The organism is Rossellomorea aquimaris TF-12 (genome assembly GCF_001648555.1).
Classification (GTDB): Bacteria; Bacillota; Bacilli; order Bacillales; family Bacillaceae_B; genus Rossellomorea; species Rossellomorea aquimaris.
This window is the reverse complement of the sequence record NZ_LQXM01000030.1, coordinates 442,499-460,566: the sequence shown is the minus strand read 5'-3', so window position 1 is coordinate 460,566 and position 18,068 is coordinate 442,499. Positions and strand designations below refer to the sequence as shown.

Here is an 18,068-nt window from a genome sequence, read left to right as displayed (position 1 = left end):
TCGATGGCAATAAATACAGTTCAAGGAAAGGTCTTTCCTCTTCATCGAGACAATATCGATACAGATCAAATTATTCCTAAGCAGTTTTTAAAGAGAATTGAAAGAAAAGGATTTGGCCAATATTTATTTTATCATTGGCGATTTGAGGATGATGGGAAAACCATTAAACAAAACTTTTCATTAGACTCACCAAAATACAAGGATGCCCAGGTTCTTCTGGCAGGAAAAAATTTCGGATGTGGTTCGTCAAGAGAGCATGCGCCATGGGCACTGAAAGATTATGGATTTCAAGTGATCATCGCCAAAAGCTTTGCTGATATTTTTTACAACAATTGCTTAAAAAATGGTCTTTTACCCATTCAACTAAAGGAAGATACGGTAGAGGCATTATGGAAAAATGAGAGCCAAGTAGATTTATACAAAATAGAAGTTTCTCTTTTGCATCAGACGATCTGTGATTCGGAAGGATTACGTGTTTCCTTTGAAATTGATCCATATTGGAAGACAATGCTGTTAGAAGGCTTGGATGAGATCGATTTGACGTTAAACTATGAAAAAAATATTAAACAATATGAGGTGAGTGGCTTGGGAATTTAATAAACAGCGCTGAAGTTGTAGAAGCAATGGAAAGAATCAGTCATCGGGTGCATCGTACACCGTTAAAGCAATCCTCTACTTTAAATGCTTTTACCGGTGGGGAAATCTATTTGAAAATGGAAAATCTCCAACGTACAGGTTCTTTTAAGGTAAGGGGAGCCATGAACAAAATAATGTCCTTGTCTGAAGGAGAGGCTGGAAAAGGAATCATCGCTGCTTCAGCTGGAAATCACGCTCAAGGAGTCGCTCTAGCTGCCGCCCTACGAGGAGTGAAGTCAAAAATATTTATGCCAAAAAGAACTCCTTCTACAAAGGTTGCAGCTACAAAGCATTACGGAGCAGAAATTGTTCTTGGTGGAGATACCTACCAAGAAGCCTATCAAGCAGCAATAGAAGAAATGCAATCAAATGGATCCACCTATGTTCATGCTTTTGATGACCCTAAAGTGATGGCTGGTCAAGGAACGGTAGCCCTTGAAATGCTTCAACAACTCAGTGACTTGGACATGATTTTAGTGCCGGTTGGAGGAGGAGGATTACTGGCGGGTATGGCGTTAGCAGTAAAAGCCTTTAATCCGAAAGTTCAAATTGTCGGTGTTCAGGCCCTTGGTGCACCTGCTACGTATAACTTTTTTACCGGCAGAAACAAAGGCTCACTGGAACATGTTCATACAATTGCCGATGGAATTCTCGTGAAGAAACCCGGAGAATTAACCTTCCCCGTCATTCGAAAGTACGTAGATGACATGGTCACGGTGACAGACGAAGAAATCTCATACAGCATTATGTTTATGCTTCAACGAGAAAAAACATTGGTAGAAGGCGCTGGAGCAGCATCGCTAGCGGCAGCCATGTGTCACAAAGTGAACGTCAGAAGGAAGAAAGTAGGCTGCGTGATTAGCGGTGGAAATGCAGACCCCAGCAAAATCCCAGTCTATCGTGACCTTTCGAAGATGGTTAGGCAAATTCATCATATTGTGTAAATAGAAGGACTACTCGGTTAGGAGTGGTCCTCTATTTGTAAATATGGGAGTGGTTTTCATAATTTGGCTCGATTATTGAAGGGAGTGGCCCAATCAGACACGAATATGGCCCAATAAAAGAACATACCAGCTAATCCGGCCAAAGAAGTCTTTCTAATCAACAGTAAACGTTTTTTATAGAAAAAGTTTCTCCTTATCTACCAACAAAGAAAGCTCTTACATTAGCGAAAAAAAGAAAAATGATATTGTAATAGGGAAAAATTTCTATTATAATGTCCTCTATATAAATACAAATGTACGCAAGAAATAAACAAAATGGAGGTTTTCGACATATGGAATCAATTTCAATTGGACTTTTAGGACTGGGAACGGTGGGAGCCGGAGTGGTGAAAATTGTTGAGAATCATCAAGATAAATTGTCACATCAAATTGGTTGTCCAGTAAAAGTAAAAAAAGCCCTTGTTCAGGATTTACAGAAAGATAGAGGGTTCGCGGTTGAGCATGGAATGTTAACCTTAAATCCAGAAGAAGTCCTGTTTGATCCTGAAATTGATATTGTGGTCGAGGTCATGGGAGGAATTGAAGCAACAAAGGAACACCTCCTCCATGCATTAAACCAAAAAAAGCATGTCGTTACGGCAAACAAGGATTTAATGGCACTTCATGGTCCCGAACTATTGGCGGCAGCCTCAAAAAACGGCTGTGATTTATTCTATGAAGCCAGTGTAGCAGGAGGAATCCCCATCCTCAGAAGCTTAGTCGATGGCCTAGCTTCCGATCGAATCACCAAAATGATGGGCATCGTCAACGGCACAACCAACTTCATCTTAACCAAAATGACAAAAGAGGGACGGACCTTCGATGATGTCTTAAAACAAGCTCAAGAATTAGGCTATGCAGAAGCAGATCCCACTGCAGATGTTGGAGGACTAGATGCAGCAAGGAAAATGGCGATTCTTTCGACTTTAGGTTTTTCCATGAATGTGGACCTGGCTGACGTGAAGGTAAAGGGCATTACAGAGGTGACAGAGGATGATATTCAGTATGCCGAGCAATTTGGTTATACGATGAAATTGATTGGTTATGCACATCGTGAAGGTGAAAAGGTTGAAGTAAGCGTCGAGCCGACGTTACTTCAAAATGAACATCCACTAGCTTCTGTTCATGATGAATACAATGCTGTCTATGTGTATGGTGAAGCGGTTGGTGAGACGATGTTTTACGGACCAGGTGCCGGAAGTCTTCCAACTGCAACTGCTGTAGTGTCTGATATGGTAGGGATCATGAAAAATATGCGACTCGGAGTTACGGGTAAAAGTGCTGTGAATCCACAGTATCCTAAAAAACTCAAAGAGCGAAATGAAATCTCATCTAAATATTTCTTACGCCTGCACGTTCAAGATGAAGTAGGGGTTTTAGCAAAGTTAACATCTATCTTTTCAAATCATGGAGTAAGTTTTGAAAAAATACTGCAAAATCCCTTAAACGAAGAGGGCTATTCCGAAATTGTTCTCGTTACCCACAGAGCTTCTCTGGATCGGTATGAAGATATTTTAATGGAGCTTAAGGATTTTCATGGGATTGAGTCTGTTCAAAGCTCATATCGCGTAGAGGGAGGGGAGAAACCATGAGGTGGAATGGGTTATTAGAGAAGTTTAGAGAGTACCTTCCAGTAAATGAAGACACCCCTCTTTTAAGCTTAAATGAAGGGAACACTCCATTAATTGAATTAAAAACCTTGTCAAAAGAATGGGGTATTGAGCTATATGCAAAGGTAGAGGGAGCGAATCCTACAGGCTCCTTCAAGGATCGAGGGATGGTACTGGCGGTGGCAAAGGCTATTGAATCTGGGAGCTCTACAGTAATCTGCGCATCTACAGGAAATACATCTGCTTCAGCAGCTGCTTACGCTGCAAGAGCAGGGATAAAATGCATCGTAGTCATTCCAGAAGGGAAAATTGCTCAAGGGAAATTAGCTCAGGCTGTTATGTACGGTGCAGAGATCATTTCGATCCAAGGTAACTTTGATGAAGCTTTGGAAATTGTAAGGGAGTTAAGCAAAACAGAATCCGTTACGCTTGTGAATTCTGTTAATCCATATCGTTTGGAAGGTCAAAAAACAGCAGCCTTTGAAGTGGTTGAAGACTTAGGTGGAGCTCCAGATGTATTGGCGATTCCTGTAGGAAATGCGGGAAATATATCAGCTTATTGGAAGGGATTTAAAGAGTTTCATCAGCATAAAAAATCAAGTCTTCCTCGAATGTTTGGTTTTGAAGCCTCAGGTGCAGCTGCTTTGGTGCATAATCGAGTATTTTCTCAACCCGAAACGATTGCCACTGCCATACGAATTGGGAATCCAGCAAGCTGGGAGCTGGCTGTTTCCGCTCTAAAAGAATCGAATGGGCATATTGATGAAGTAACCGACGGAGAGATTATTGATGCTTACCAGCTTCTGGCTTCTAAAGAAGGAATTTTTGCCGAACCTGCTTCCTGTGCATCCATTGCCGGTATAAAAAAATCATTGGAAGACGGCAATCTTGAAAAAGGTGTGAAAGTAGTAGCTGTCTTAACGGGTAATGGGTTGAAAGATCCTTCAACGGCAATGGAATTTAGTCCGGTTCATCCCGTTAAATTGCCAAATAATCGGGATATGGTGATGGATTATATCAAAGGAACGATTGGTGTATGAAAAAACGGGCAGCTCGATCCTGGAAGATAACGGTCCCTGGTAGTACAGCTAACTTAGGTGCTGGCTTTGATTCTCTTGGACTGGCGTTGAATTTATTTTTAACGGTAGAGGTACAGGAAGCTTCTGAATGGAAGGTGGTTCCTTTATCACCGGAGTTGAAGGTGTTTCCTGAAGATGAATCCCACTCCATAGTGGAGGTTGCTTGTGAGGTTGGAGAACTGTATGGAAAAAAACCAAGACCTTGTCACTTATTTGTTTCTAGTGATATTCCATTAACAAGGGGGCTTGGGTCAAGTGCGGCTGCTGTGGTGGCAGGGGTTGAGCTTGCAAATATCATATGCGATTTACATTTATCTCAAGGGGAAAAGCTTTCGTTAGCAACAAAGTTTGAAGGGCATCCTGATAATGTCGGGGCGTCTTTGTACGGTGGCTTTGTCATTAGTTGTTACAACGAAAAAGGTGTTAACCTGATCACGGTAAAAGATTTACCTATTGATGTCGTTTCAGTTATTCCTAAGGCAGAGCTGAAAACCTCTGAATCTCGAAGGGTGCTGCCTAATAGCGTTTCATATGAAGAATCTGTTAAAGCAGGGGCAGTTTCGAATGTGTTAGTGGCGGCCTTTTTAACGGAAGATTGGGAGTCCGTAGGAAAGATGATGAAACAAGACAGGTACCATCAGCCTTACAGAAAAAAATTACTTCCCCATTATGAAGCAGTAGAGGAAGTAGCCATTAGATTCGGAGCTTTCGGTGTTTCCTTAAGCGGAGCAGGTCCGACCATAGCATGCTTTGTTGAAAGAGAAGCAAGTGAATGGCTAACCCGCCAACTTCAGCAGGTATTTCCTAACATGAACGTGAAAAGACTATCCATCTCTCAATCAGGAAGCAACACGATCCTCCAAGAAACACAGGTGCGTCCCTCATCGCTTTAAAGCAATGGGGGACGCACCTGTTTATTCGTCTTCATGGGTGATCACAATACAGTGTTCATCTTCGTTGACGTGTAGAAAATAGGGTGACTGATAAGTGATCCCCATTTCGCGACGGAGTTCTTGTGGGATATGAATCGTGCCTTTTTCAGAAATGTACCGTTTATTATGAGTGGATTCTTTTTCGGCTGGCTTAATGTAGATGGAATTATTTTGATAAAAGAGCTCCGCTAGTTTTCCGGGCAGAAGTCCAAAGCGTTGCCTCCATTTAGTGGGCAACGTAATCGTTCCGCTTTTGCTAAATGCCTTACTCTTGTCCATAATGCTCAAAATAGTGCATCACCTACTTTCTGCATATAGTACCCTTTTACCTTTTTTATGGAAATTAAACTTAATATTGAAAAAATAGGAAGAAGGATAGAGAAGTTCAAGTTTATGAAAAAGAGGAGTAAGGGAATAAAAAAAGAATACAATACTTTAGGTATGGAGGTGCCTTCTATGGAACCAATTCAAATTCTTATTTTATTAGTTATTGGATATAGTGTTTTTATCATGGATAGAAAGAAGAAGAATATTCCTGTTCCTGTTGTATTACTTTTAATTGGGATCGGGCTATCCTTTCTCCCGTTTTTTACAGAAGTGAAGTTAACAAAGGAAATTATATTTTATTGGTTTTTACCTGCTTTACTATTTATCTCAGCATATCAATTTCCCATTAAAGATTTAAAAAAGCATGTGGGCATCATTTCGATATTAAGTACTGTGGGAATTGTCTTAACGACGCTGTTAATGAGCTTATTATTTTATTATTCCCTACAGCCACTTTTTTCGATTTCCTATCTTGAAGCCCTTTTAATGGCGACCATTTTGACACCTACTGATCCAGTATCAGTTGTTTCTATATTAAAACAGTCATCAAACCAACAAGATATTGCAGATGTGGTAGAAGGAGAATCCATGATAAATGATGGTACGAGTATTGTCTTGTTTACTGTGGTTGCAGGCATGTATTTTGGTGAACGCACGTTTTCGGCCACTTCATTTACATGGGAATTCTTATGGGTATCTATTGGAGGTGCCCTAATCGGGGGTGTTCTCGGCTGGCTGGTAAGTAAAGCGATCCATTTTACTACAGATTCAAACTATCAAGTTATGTTAAGTATTATTTTAGCTTATGGAAGTTTTTACATAGGAGAAGAGATGGGTGTTTCTGGGGTATTAGCTACTGTTGCAAGTGGAATCATGCTTTCTTATGAATATGGACGCACGATTAAAGAAAATCACTTTAGAAATGACCTGGACCGTTTTTGGGGAGTCATTGAACCGACTATTTTGACGTTTTTATTCCTATTAATAGGGATTGAATTTACTAAGTACTTGTCCTTTTCTTTAGTAGGGTGGATTTTCCTTCTATTTATTCTCTCCTTAATCGTTCGCTATGTTATTATTATTGGAGTTGTGAAATTGCGAAAATCTTGGAGAAGGAATTATGGTTGGAAGGAAGTTCTTATTTTAACCTGGTCAGGCATAAAAGGCACAATGTCTATTGCTTTATTACTTGGAATTGAAAAACAAGGAACTGAATATCTGCATTCATTAACATTTGGTGTTATCATGCTATCCTTACTTATCCAAAGTATTGCCATATACCCATTCTCTTCCTATTTATTTAAAGAAAAAGATTTTTGATAAATTGGTAAGAATTGTGAAAGGATAGGAGTAACACTACGATGAATTCAGGTGAACCAACAACAATGAAAAAAGCAAAAGAAATCTCTTTAAGGGTTGCCATTACATATGTTCTTCTTGGAGGACTATGGATCATCCTATCTGATACTGTTTCTATGGCGCTTGCTCATGAACAACTGAGTATCTATATTTACTTTCAGCGGTATAAAGGCTGGTTTTTTATACTCATAACAGGTTTTATTATTTATTTGTTGGTATATCGAAGAACTCAAGAGCTGATTGTATCTAATGAAAAGCTGACAAACAAAGAGCGTCAATTACAAATACAAAACCAACATTATCATTCGTTATTTGAACAGAATCCTGATGGAGTATTTGAGTTGAATTTAGAAGGAAATGTCGTTTCTGTCAATAAAGAGGCTGAAGATTTATTGGAATCTACTCAAGAGGAATTAAAGAAAGTGAAATTCAGAACATTTCTAGATGAAAGTGACATAAGGTTAGTGACCAAACATTTTCGGGGGATTTTTTTAGGGAAGGCTTCGAAATTTGAAACGACCATACATCTGCCAAATGATAAAAGCAAGATTCTTCGATGCTCATTTGTACCAATCATTGTTGATGAGGAAGTAACAGGGTTATATGCCATAGCGAGAGACATTACTCATTATCGCAAAAATGAAGAAATGATGGTCGCATCTGAAAAACTGTCTGTCATCGGACAACTGGCTGCTGCTGTTGCTCATGAAATACGAAATCCTTTAACTTCATTAAAAGGATTCATTCAATTAATGCAAACGACGAATACAATCGATCATAACCATTTAGATATCATGCTTTCTGAAGTAGGTCGAATTGACCTTATCTCCGGCGAAATGCTCATACTTGGAAAGCAGCAGGATGTTCATTTTCAAAAACAAAAAGTGGATGAACTGCTCAGACAGGTGCTCATCCTGATGGAGGCACAGGCGAATCTCGATAATGTGTCCATCCAATACGAGAATAATGAATATGAATCCCTTTATGTAATGGGAGAAGGTAACCAACTCAAACAGGTTTTTATCAATATAATAAAAAATGCTGTGGAGGCTATACCAGCTACAAAAGAGGGGAAAGTGACCATTTCATTATTTAAAGAGAGTACGAACGTGTGTATATTGGTAGAGGATAATGGAGTAGGTATGGAGTCTGAACGTGTTGAAAAATTAGGTGAACCATTCTATTCCACAAAGGAAAAAGGAACAGGCCTTGGCTTAGCGGTCTGTCATAAAATTATAGAAAGACATAACGGAAAAATTCATTTTCAAAGTGAAAAAGAAATAGGGACGGTTGTGAAGATTTGTTTGCCTCTTGTAGACAAGGATTAGTAACACAGCATCTTCCCATTAGGAAAGGAACGTAATGATCTTATGAACTCAATTTCTACTATTATGAAAGCACCCTTTATTCAACAAAACTGGGAAGAAAACAAGTTTAGCTCTTTAACACCTGTACAGGAGCGTGTTCTCCCTCTTATTATGTCGGGAAAGGACGTTGTATGTGAGTCTCCAACTGGGACAGGGAAAACGTTAGCTTATCTACTCCCGGTCCTTGAGTCAATCGATCCAAATCGAAAGCAGGCACAGGCAGTCATTCTTGCTCCATCTAGAGAGCTTGTCATGCAAATTCAACAAGAAATCCAGAAGTGGGCAAAAGGAAGCGAAGTGACCAGTGCTGCCTTTATTGGCGGTGCGAATATTAAGAAACAGCTAGAAAAGCTAAAGAAAAAGCCTCATATTGTAGTCGGTACGACTGGACGATTATTAGAACTAATGAAGCTGAAAAAATTAAAAATGCACGAGGTGAAAACCATCATCGTGGATGAGTTTGACTTAATGATTTCTCCAGAACATATCCGTGAGGTAAAGGACATCATTAAATCAACCTTAAAAGAGCGTCAGGTTCTCTTTTTCTCTGCCACTCTTTCAGATGAAACAGAGAGTGTAGCAGATGACTTATTACAAGACTATGAAATTGTAAAGATGGAGGCAAATCTCGATAATCCTAAAGTCGATCATGTATTTGTATACAGTGAGCTACGTGATAAAGTGGAAGCCCTTCGAAGTCTTGCTTATTTCAAAGACATAAAGGCATTAGTATTCTTCAATCAGCTAGAAAAGCTTTCTGAAGCAGAAGAAAAGTTAAAATTCAAGGGTGTCGAGCTTGAAGTTCTTGCAGGTGAATCTAACAAAATGGAGCGTAAGCATTCTCTAGATCGCTTTAGAGCAGGGAAAGTATCACTCCTTTTGACAACGGATGTAGCAGCAAGAGGGTTAGATATTACCGATGTCACACATGTTATCCATTACGATTTTCCAACAGACACAAAGCAATATATTCATCGTTCCGGTAGAACTGGGCGTATGGGAGCTGAAGGAACCGTCATTTGTCTGGTATCTAAACGAGAACTGAGCTTTCTCGAAAAATTAAGCAAAGAACTAAATCTCCCCTTCACAGAAAAAACCATCCGCGGCGGCGGACTTAGCGAACCACCAAAATCATAAATAAGAAAGGTCCGTCCCTCAAAGAAGAGCATTCTTTGAGGGACGGACCTATTTTTTACCCAATTTGTTTATTTTTCATAGATTATGTCCCCATCCATCATCGTCATCCGAACGGCTGTTTCAAGAATTTCAGAGGAATCTACTTCAAAGATGTTCCGATCCAGTACAACGATATCGGCTTTCTTTCCTCTTTCGATGGTTCCTAAATCATGCTCTCTGAAATTTCCGTAAGCTGGAGATTTTGTATAATGGATAAGAGCATCTGACAAAGACAATTTTTCTTGTGGATTCCACCCTTCAAGAGGAGATCCATCCTCATGTCTTCGTGTAACGGCTCGATAAATGCCCAGCATTGGGTTAATATCGACAATCGGAAAATCGGTTCCAAAGGCAAGTGGAGCATGATGTTTCTGCAAGGAACCAAATGGCCAAGTGAATTGTGAGCGCTCTTTTCCTAAACGATCTAAATAGGCATGCGTTTCCATGGATCCAGAGGTGAGGTGCTCAGGCTGAACCGAAGCGATAACTCCAAGTTTTGAAAAACGCTCAAAGTCCTTTGGGTCACAAACTTCAATATGCTCTATCGTATGGCGGGAGTCGCGCTTCCCATTTACATTTTGAGCGTGCTCAAATAAATCCAGTCCAAGTCTAACTGCTCCATCCCCACAAGCATGAAGCCTTACTCTAAAGCCTTCTCTATCAGCTTCATCTATCCATTTTTGATAGACCTCAGACTCATAAATCGTACCACCGATTTCAGATGGCCGGTCCGAGTAAGGACGTAATAGATAGCCTGTATAGGTAAGGGGAACACCATCTAAAAATTGTTTTAATCCTGAAAATTGAAGCTTATCCGAGCGATATTTTTCCCTGAGGCTCTTAGCGCGTTCAAAGTTACCGTCTAACACATCTAAGAAATGAATCCTTGTGGTGAGTCTCCCCCTTTCCTCGATACTTCTATAAAAAGCAGGGTCTCCCAGTGTATAGCCCGGTAAGGGAAGCATATCTGATACAGAAGTGATTCCATAACTGGCGGTCTTTTTTAGAAACGATTCCATTAGGTTGTTCGTTTTTTCATTATCAAATATAAAGGCATTGATAACGTATTGAACTGCTGTTTCATATAAGAAACCCGTAGGCTCTCCATCCTCATCTTTTTCAATTCTTCCAAATTGAGGCTCTTCAGTATCTCGACGAATCCCAAGCTTGTGAAGAGCAGCTGTATTAAGCCAAGCACTATGAGCTTCTTCGTTTAGAAGAATGACCGGGCGATGGGATAGAACACGATCTAATGAATGACGAGTGGGTAAGGTCTGACCCTGCCAGCGAACATGATGCCACCCAAAGCCAAGTACCCATTCATCCTCAGGGTGCTCACTGGCATATTGTGCAATCATTTGTGCAGCTTCTTCTTCTGAATAGGCAAATGTCAGCTGACAAAAGCTTTCAAACATGGCACCTAAAAATAAATGAAGGTGGAAGTCATGGAAGCCTGCCATCACAAGACGGTTGCCAACATCCCGTTTTTCTGTGTGTGGACCAACAAAGATTTCCATTTCAGATCGTGGGCCAACACCGATAATGGTGTCCCCTTGTACTGCAATAAATCCATCAAATGGAACAGTTGAATTTCCTGTGAAAATCGCGTTACTTACGATTATTTTAGTTGCTTCCATAATAATCACCGTTTCTCCTGTTCTTTTTAGTAGCTTACCTTGATTGTAAACAGAAAGGGCGAGGGAATACAAATTTATAGTTAATATATGGTATAGGTCATTGAGAAGAAGTAGTAGAGGATTGCAGGCATGGACCGGATCCGGAAAACATCCCATTGAAAACCGTTCTTGAGAAAGGAGTCTTTATTTTTTGAAGGAGTGTTAAAGGAGTCTGCTTTTGAAAAATAAAGGGAAAATAAATGTAAGACGCTGCTTATGTATACATCACATAAACAGCGCCTTAAATTAAGTAAACCGTATTCAATTATACTTTCTATCCTTTCTTACTAATAAACATACTTCACATTCATTTAAATTTAATGGTAGTGCATGTATTATATAGTTTATTTTTACTTGCTCCTTTTAGTCCCAACACGCCCACATGCTACAAAGATAGTTTTCACAGGCTATCTTTAACCGTATCATGATTCTAGCATGTCTCGCTAACATTCTTCATTGGAATCATCTCCTGAAATAAGATTTGCGCATTCCCGCATATCCACACATCTTGAAATCAGTTTTCACGGGCCGATTTCAAAGTCCAGATGTGATGTTGACATGCTTTGCTTACTTACGTCATTGGAATCACGCCTTCCTTTAAAGAGTGTATTGTAAATCTTTTATTAAGTATATATTAACAAAATCTTAATTTTATTTAAATCTTCAGAATAATCAATATAATGCGATTTGGGCTGTTTTTATAATCAATTTTACTTGTTATCTTTCTTTTTCTTATTTTTTCTCACTATTTCAAAAAGGCTGTCACAGAATCAAATCTTACGTGTTTTTCGATTAAAGTAATATGTCTCTAAATCAAGTTCACGATTAACGAGTATCTCCATTTCCTCAAGATGATGTTTTTCTACAACAGGATCAAGCTGAGACCAGTGGATTTTGTGAATAAAATAGTAATTCTTAATTTTCCGAAGGATAACAAGGGAATGTGGATAGGAATCAAATTCTGCCTTTATGCTATTACGACGGGTAAATCCCCATTTTGTTAAAATCATCGTATATCACCTATGTATTTAATACCCGCTAATGGACATTTTATAATCCTTAAGAAGCATATTCAATTTAAACAAACGTTTGTTTAATATAAAAAATCCCTCTCAAATTAAGGATAAAGAGCTTAAACGGTTGTTTAACATCATAAAAAGGATCCTCTCAAAACAATGACTCTGTCTACCATCTTCAAGAGAATTAGTGACAGATATTTATATTGACAAAATATTTTATATAAATATCTTTAGAACGAAATCAAAAATTAATCATTACTCTCCTTGGGTGGATTTTTCCAAAAGTTTTTGTATTTATTAGGTGTGAGGATCACCGCCCGCCCGAGGGAAAGCGAGCAGCCTCTCGATGCAATCAACCTCTACTTTTTCTCTCAAAGAGCAAACACAATAATTTAATTGTGAAAAAATAAAAAAAATAGATTAAAATATGAGTATTTAGTAGGATATAGATGGTTTTTAAGGTAAAATGAAAAAGTGAGAGAATTGTGTTAATTTACTCAATACCGTAAAATCTACTATGGAAATATTTTAGAGTGATAGAGAAATTCCATGAAATGATAGGAAGATTATTATGAAATCATTGCTGTTAACAAGGAACATGTTGTTTTTAAGCATTCTTTATATTGTGATATATTCTTACCTCTTCACACAAGTTACCGAGAGTACTAGAGTCAGCCTTAATATTGCCTTTGGGTTCATAGGTATGGGAATGGTTCTACTTTTACTAATACTCTCATTCATAAACACTAAGGGATTTAAGAAGAAGTTTATTGGTTTTATTGCAGTGGGAATGTCCTTTTACTTCTCAGGGAAAATCGTATTGATGCTTCAACAACCTCTTCCAGAAGCCACTGCCTTGTGGGATCTGACAAACATCTTGAATCTTCTATACATATCAATTTACATCCTTAGTTTTACCTTACTCATCCTACCAATCAGGAATCGGATAAACTTTTTATATTATTCTTTTGATACTTTAATCGTTTTTGTTGCGTTATTTATTATGTCTTGGCATTGGTGGATTTCTTCTTTAGTCCAACCCCTGGGTCTACCTTTATCAACAAGTTTTTTAGTGATTAGTTACCCAATTATACAGTTTCTGTTGTTTATTGGATTATTATTAACTGTTTTTATTAAAAGGTACTTCTTTCCCAGATTGGCGTTACTACTATTCTCTATTTCTATGGGTATTCAATTAGGAATGGAAAGCTTTTTTGTTTTTAATAGAACCTTTTTCCAAGGGACGATACTTGAGTTGGTATGGATGGTGCCTATTTTACTTCAATCTATGGCCATCACTCGTTTAGTAAAAGATAAACGAGAATTTAAATTAGGGGAAAGTGTTTTCTATTATAAAGATTATTCCCATTCACTTTGGAGGAATATCCTAAGCGGAATGGGGATCCTTTCGTTATTTCTACTTTATACAAGTACAGATGACATCGTTGTAGGGATAGGTTTTATAAGTATTATTTTTTTCCTTTTCCTGAGGCAGCTCCTTTCTTCATATCAATATAAAAGGCTAGCTGGATCCTACCAGCTTTTAAGTAGGAATTTAGAAGGGCAAATTGAAGCACGGACAGTAGAGTTACAAGAGAAAAATGAAGAGCTTCAGCGGACTTTCACTCAATTAGAGCATATGGCTATGCATGATCAATTAACGGGATTGCCAAATCGTCGAGGATTGAAGGTAGAGATAGACCGGTTGATGAAAAAGGAAACACCATTTTCGTTAGTGTTTATGGACATAGATCAGTTTAAAGAGGTAAATGATCGTTATGGACATTCATATGGAGATCAATTGCTGGTTGAGTTTACTAAGAGATTTACGTCTCTGTTACCAAATGGATCCATGCTGGCAAGGCAATCAGGAGATGAATTTATTATTGTTCATCACGTACATAAAAGAGAGGAAATTCTTTCTTATTCTAAAGAACTCCTATTATTATGCAAAAAACCTTTTCAAGTTATGGAAAAACAAATTCATGTCACTTTTAGTGCAGGGATTGCCATCTACCCTGAGCATGGAAGTGATATTGAAGACTTAATGAAAAGTGCTGATCAGGCAATGTACAAAGTAAAGGAACAAGGAAAAGATAATTTTCATATTGTATGCTAAGAAGAGTGTTTCAGAGAAAGTATCTGGAGCACTCTTTTTTCACTGGAAAATGAAGTTCTCGTCACCTCTACTACTTACTGGTCGACTTAGCCATTGAAAAACACATTGCTATTCCCGATTCTCTCTTGTTATGATGAGAAGGTTATGAATCGTTAAGTAAAGCTAGGAGAATGAGCTTTGAATAAAGTATTGACCAATTATGCTATCTATCCATATGAAGCAGAGAAGAAAGAGATTCCCCTTGCTCCATTGTATAAAGGAGACACCTCTCATGAAATAATAGGTGCAAATGAGCAGGATGCCTTTTTCTTTCGTACAATCGAAGAGGCAGGGATTCATTTAAACCGATCTCAAATTGAAGCTGTACGCCATGTTGATGGACCTTGTTTAACATTAGCTGGTGCTGGAACGGGTAAAACGACGGTATTAGTGTGTCGAGCAGGCTACCTTATGTCAGTGAAAAAGATACATCCAAGGAATATATTGCTCGTGACGTTTACGAAAAAAGCGGCTGAAGAAATGAAGCAAAGGATTTCCGTTTTGCCTGGTGCAGAAGGAGGTTATGGGGTTCATGCCAGTACGTTTCATGCCTTGTTTTTATACTTATTAAGATCTCGTCATTATACTCAAGAAATCATTGGGAACGAACGTTACAAGCAAATTCTTTTGAAGCAGATTCAGCGGGAAATGAGTATTTATGATCCTTACGATGCTGAAACGTTACTTGCTCAATTGTCACATTATAAATTAAATAAAATGAATGTAAAGGACCTTCCACAGAAGTCCAAGTCAGAAAAAGAGATTCGAGAGATTCTGTTAAAATATGAAGAATGGAAGAGGATGAATCATAAACTGGATTTTGATGATATTTTAACAGAGTCCTATGAATTACTAATGAATAATCCTAATCTCTTAAAATCGTTACAGCATCGCTTTCAATATGTGATGGTGGATGAATTTCAAGATACGAACTTAGTTCAGTATGAATTGATTAAATTAATTGCTGCTCATGAAAACTTGTTCGTGGTAGGTGATGATGATCAGACCATCTATACGTTTAACGGAGCGCGCAATGAATTTATTTTAGACTTTGATCAAGAGTTTCCAACGGCTCAGGTGGTTACGTTAAAAGAAAATTATCGATCTGATGCGTACATTATTGGTCTAGGAAATGAAGTTATTGGACGAAATACTCATCGGCGGGATAAAGAGCTTATCGCCACAAAGGTAGAAGGGCTAAAGCCTCTCTATTCAAGGCCATCCACCGCAGATGAAGAAGCGGTTTGGGTGACGGAAGAGATTGTTAGACTCATAGGAGAGGGCTATTCATATGGTGATGTTACTATCCTTCACCGGACGATGAGTAGTGGGCGAGCAGTATTTGAGCAACTATTATTAAAAGAAATCCCCTTTCACCCTTACAATCAAAAGGACTCTCTATTTTATGAAAATTGGACTGTAAAGCCGGTTGTGGATTATCTTCGGTTATCCATTGTCCCAAGAAACTTCTCGGCAATGGAATCCATATTACCTACCATGTTCATAAGGAAAGAGAGAGGGATGGCTCATATTTTAGAGGAAGATCGTAAAGTGAGGAAAAAATATCCTCTTATACACTTAACGACTTTATCAGGTCTCAAGCCATTTCAAGTAAAGAATCTAAAGGATCGAATGAAGTTTTTAAAAGACATTCAAGAGGATTCACCAGAAGCAGCCATCAAACGTATACGTAGAGAGTTCTATCATAAATATATTGATGCTCAAGAATCCCATGTGGTAACGGAGCAGAAGGAATTAATTAAAGAAATGTTAGATGAACTTGAAGGATCTGCTAAACGATTTGATACGATTTCAAGTTTCATTAGCTTTATTGATGAAATGAAAGCGAAGTATGAAGAAATTTATTTGAACCAGAACAAGCGGAAAGATACGAACAGTGTTTCGTTGATGACAATACACCGTTCGAAGGGATTAGAGTTTCCTGTCGTTTTTCTTATCGGAGCCATAGAAGGGAATTTACCTCATAGCTCTGCCTTAAATGCTGACAAGCTTGAGGACAAGGTTCTAAATAGCCCTAATCAAAAAGAGAAATACGCCAGTGCATTAGAGGAAGAACGAAGGTTAGCTTATGTAGCCATTACAAGAGCAAAGGAAAAGTTATTTATTTCTTCCCCTGCTTATTATCAAGGAGATACTCGAAAATGCTCTCGTTTTATTGCAGATATTTTTCGGGAAAAAGCTCCAAAAGAAGAACAGGCTCCTTCTGTAAAGGAAGTAAAAGGGCCAACTACTACAATCACTGCATGGATCTGTACGAGTGATTCCTGTATTGCCTGGCAGAAGAACGATGGAAAGGAAGACAATGGGAAAAAAAGTTGTCCTCTTTGTTCGAGTTCAATGGAGTTAGGCGAAAAAGAAATTGCCATATAAAAGAGCATGCTTCCTTATGAGGAAGCATGCTCTTTTCATTTTATTATTGTGAAAAATGATCTTGATCTTTGTCATATGAATCAATTTTCTTGGAATCATTTGAATCTAAAGCTTGTCTTAAGAAATAAATTAGAATGCCCATAATCATCGCCAGTATAACGACTAAACCAATGGTTGTCGCAATTCCCATTTTCCCGCCTCCTTTCACTTTATTAGTTATGGTGAACTTTTTGATAATTTAAACCTCTATATAGTTAGTCTATGAAAAAGAGTAGAGAAAATATTCGATGAAAAACAAGATAGGAGATAGGAAGGAATTCAGTAAAAAGGAACTATTTTCTATTTATGCTTATAATTATAGAACATACGTTCTGTTTTTGTGTTAAAATAAACATACGGTGTACATAGCTGGGTGGGCAAGAGGCAGCTCCCTAAGGTGGGAGGTGATGAGTAGAAATGATTGAAACAGCAGACGTACTACAACTGATGATTGCCTTTGGTACATTAACAGTAGCAATAATCGCAGTAACACAAAAAAAGAAGTAACCCACCCGCTATTACAACTGCAAGGGATAGGTTACTTCAGATTTTATTAAAAGAATATAATATTGCGCAAACGGCAATGTATACTGTCAGAGTTCTGGTGGCAGCCAGGACTCTGTAATTCATGTTTTTTATGCTCTCTCTATTATACCGAACTCCAGGAAATAGTGTAAAGCAATCTTATGAATTTCGATCAATTAAAACAGCACGTACAGGACAGCCGTCTCCTTCTTGAAGAGGAAGAGGAAGGGCATATAATTCATACCTTCCAGGCTCAACGTCTTTTAAAACAATTCCTTCAAGAATTCCAATATCGTTCTCATGTAAGGAATGATGAGCTTTTAAGTCTTTACTGTCTAATGGGTCAACAGATGGAAGGTCAACTCCGATAAGATCCACTTCTTTGTCACGTAAGTAAGACGCAAGCTCTTTTTGGATAGCAGGAATACGTTCTGGAAAGCGTTCAGGGTTCTTCCAGGCATTGGTTTTAAACAAGACCTTTTTAATCCCTGTTAAGTCTATTTTTTCAATATGCTGACGTCCAATTTCCATCGTGTCGTCAACAGAAATGACAATGGCGGGACCAATAAAACGCTCTAATGGAAGATCGAGGATTTTTCCTCCCTTGCTATCAAAATGGAAAGGAGCATCCACATGAGTGCCAGTATGGGAGCTCATGGTGATTTGTCCAACATTAACAGATCCAGTGTCTTCCTTCGTCCAATTCAAAGAAAAGGAAAAGGGGGTATCCCCTGGCCAAACAGGGATGCCACTATGTAATGGTTGAGAAATATCAATGATTTTCAACTGTT

16 protein-coding genes are annotated in these 18,068 nt (G+C 38.4%); 11 read left to right on the top strand and 5 right to left on the bottom strand.

Translation table 11 applies throughout. From position 1 onward, the window contains the following. Window positions 1-3: 3 nt before the first annotated feature. The 5 genes from leuD (at window position 4) to thrB (ending at window position 5,201) form a co-directional block, all read left to right on the top strand. A complete protein-coding gene (gene leuD / locus IQI_RS19390) occupies window positions 4-597 on the top strand; it encodes a 3-isopropylmalate dehydratase small subunit (protein WP_064094305.1) in 594 nt (197 codons plus the stop codon). A gap of 26 nt (window positions 598-623) precedes the next feature. Beyond that, window positions 624-1,580 (top strand): threonine ammonia-lyase, encoded by a 957-nt coding sequence (gene ilvA / locus IQI_RS19385; protein WP_064094304.1) that lies wholly within the window; start codon window positions 624-626, stop codon window positions 1,578-1,580. A gap of 332 nt (window positions 1,581-1,912) precedes the next feature. Then, complete coding sequence (locus IQI_RS19380) at window positions 1,913-3,211, top strand: homoserine dehydrogenase (RefSeq protein ID WP_064094303.1); 1,299 nt, start codon at window positions 1,913-1,915, stop codon at window positions 3,209-3,211. Then, window positions 3,208-4,269 carry a threonine synthase gene (thrC, locus tag IQI_RS19375; protein WP_064094302.1) on the top strand — a complete coding sequence of 354 codons (1,062 nt, stop codon included), beginning with the start codon at window positions 3,208-3,210 and terminating at the stop codon, window positions 4,267-4,269. Before IQI_RS19380 ends, thrC begins: the two co-directional genes overlap by 4 nt. After that, on the top strand, window positions 4,266-5,201 hold the full coding sequence (thrB, locus tag IQI_RS19370; RefSeq protein ID WP_064094301.1) for a homoserine kinase: 936 nt from the start codon (window positions 4,266-4,268) through the stop codon (window positions 5,199-5,201). The genes thrC and thrB overlap by 4 nt, the downstream gene beginning before the upstream one ends. A 21-nt stretch (window positions 5,202-5,222) precedes the next feature. Here thrB and IQI_RS19365 read toward each other — a convergent pair whose 3' ends face one another. Next, window positions 5,223-5,519 carry an AbrB/MazE/SpoVT family DNA-binding domain-containing protein gene (locus IQI_RS19365; RefSeq protein ID WP_064094470.1) on the bottom strand — a complete coding sequence of 99 codons (297 nt, stop codon included), beginning with the start codon at window positions 5,517-5,519 and terminating at the stop codon, window positions 5,223-5,225. Between the two features lie 177 nt (window positions 5,520-5,696). Between IQI_RS19365 and IQI_RS19360 the strand changes: the two genes are divergently transcribed. Genes IQI_RS19360 through IQI_RS19350 form a run of 3 tightly spaced genes read left to right on the top strand, consistent with a single transcriptional unit; the run spans window position 5,697 to window position 9,430 of the window. Continuing rightward, on the top strand, window positions 5,697-6,887 hold the full coding sequence (locus tag IQI_RS19360; protein ID WP_064094300.1) for a cation:proton antiporter: 1,191 nt from the start codon (window positions 5,697-5,699) through the stop codon (window positions 6,885-6,887). Between the two features lie 41 nt (window positions 6,888-6,928). Beyond that, window positions 6,929-8,254, top strand: coding sequence for an ATP-binding protein (locus IQI_RS19355; RefSeq protein ID WP_231893470.1), 1,326 nt, complete (start codon window positions 6,929-6,931; stop codon window positions 8,252-8,254). A 42-nt stretch (window positions 8,255-8,296) separates the two neighbouring features. After that, a complete protein-coding gene (locus tag IQI_RS19350) occupies window positions 8,297-9,430 on the top strand; it encodes a DEAD/DEAH box helicase (RefSeq protein ID WP_064094299.1) in 1,134 nt (377 codons plus the stop codon). A 68-nt stretch (window positions 9,431-9,498) separates the two neighbouring features. Here the strand turns inward: IQI_RS19350 and IQI_RS19345 are convergent, their stop codons facing one another. Together IQI_RS19345 and IQI_RS19340 are read right to left on the bottom strand one after the other, a co-directional pair. Then, complete coding sequence (locus IQI_RS19345; protein WP_064094468.1) at window positions 9,499-11,106, bottom strand: amidohydrolase; 1,608 nt, start codon at window positions 11,104-11,106, stop codon at window positions 9,499-9,501. An 809-nt stretch (window positions 11,107-11,915) separates the two neighbouring features. Beyond that, the gene (locus IQI_RS19340) at window positions 11,916-12,155 is read right to left on the bottom strand and encodes a hypothetical protein (RefSeq protein ID WP_064094298.1); all 240 of its coding nucleotides are present in this window, start codon (window positions 12,153-12,155) and stop codon (window positions 11,916-11,918) included. A gap of 580 nt (window positions 12,156-12,735) precedes the next feature. Here IQI_RS19340 and IQI_RS19335 point away from each other — a divergent pair. Beyond that, entirely contained in the window at window positions 12,736-14,283 is a 1,548-nt protein-coding gene (locus tag IQI_RS19335; RefSeq protein WP_064094297.1) for a GGDEF domain-containing protein, read from the top strand. Between the two features lie 177 nt (window positions 14,284-14,460). Next, window positions 14,461-16,713: a UvrD-helicase domain-containing protein gene (locus IQI_RS19330; protein ID WP_231893469.1), complete on the top strand. Its 2,253-nt coding sequence runs from the start codon at window positions 14,461-14,463 to the stop codon at window positions 16,711-16,713. Window positions 16,714-16,756: 43 nt separating this feature from the next. Here the strand turns inward: IQI_RS19330 and IQI_RS20755 are convergent, their stop codons facing one another. Beyond that, window positions 16,757-16,903, bottom strand: coding sequence for a hypothetical protein (locus tag IQI_RS20755; protein WP_156509956.1), 147 nt, complete (start codon window positions 16,901-16,903; stop codon window positions 16,757-16,759). A gap of 266 nt (window positions 16,904-17,169) precedes the next feature. Between IQI_RS20755 and IQI_RS21105 the strand changes: the two genes are divergently transcribed. Further along, on the top strand, window positions 17,170-17,259 hold the full coding sequence (locus IQI_RS21105) for a putative holin-like toxin (RefSeq protein WP_231893468.1): 90 nt from the start codon (window positions 17,170-17,172) through the stop codon (window positions 17,257-17,259). 177 nt (window positions 17,260-17,436) lie between these two features. Here the strand turns inward: IQI_RS21105 and kynB are convergent, their stop codons facing one another. Next, entirely contained in the window at window positions 17,437-18,063 is a 627-nt protein-coding gene (gene kynB, locus IQI_RS19325) for an arylformamidase (protein ID WP_064094296.1), read from the bottom strand. Window positions 18,064-18,068: the final 5 nt, after the last annotated feature.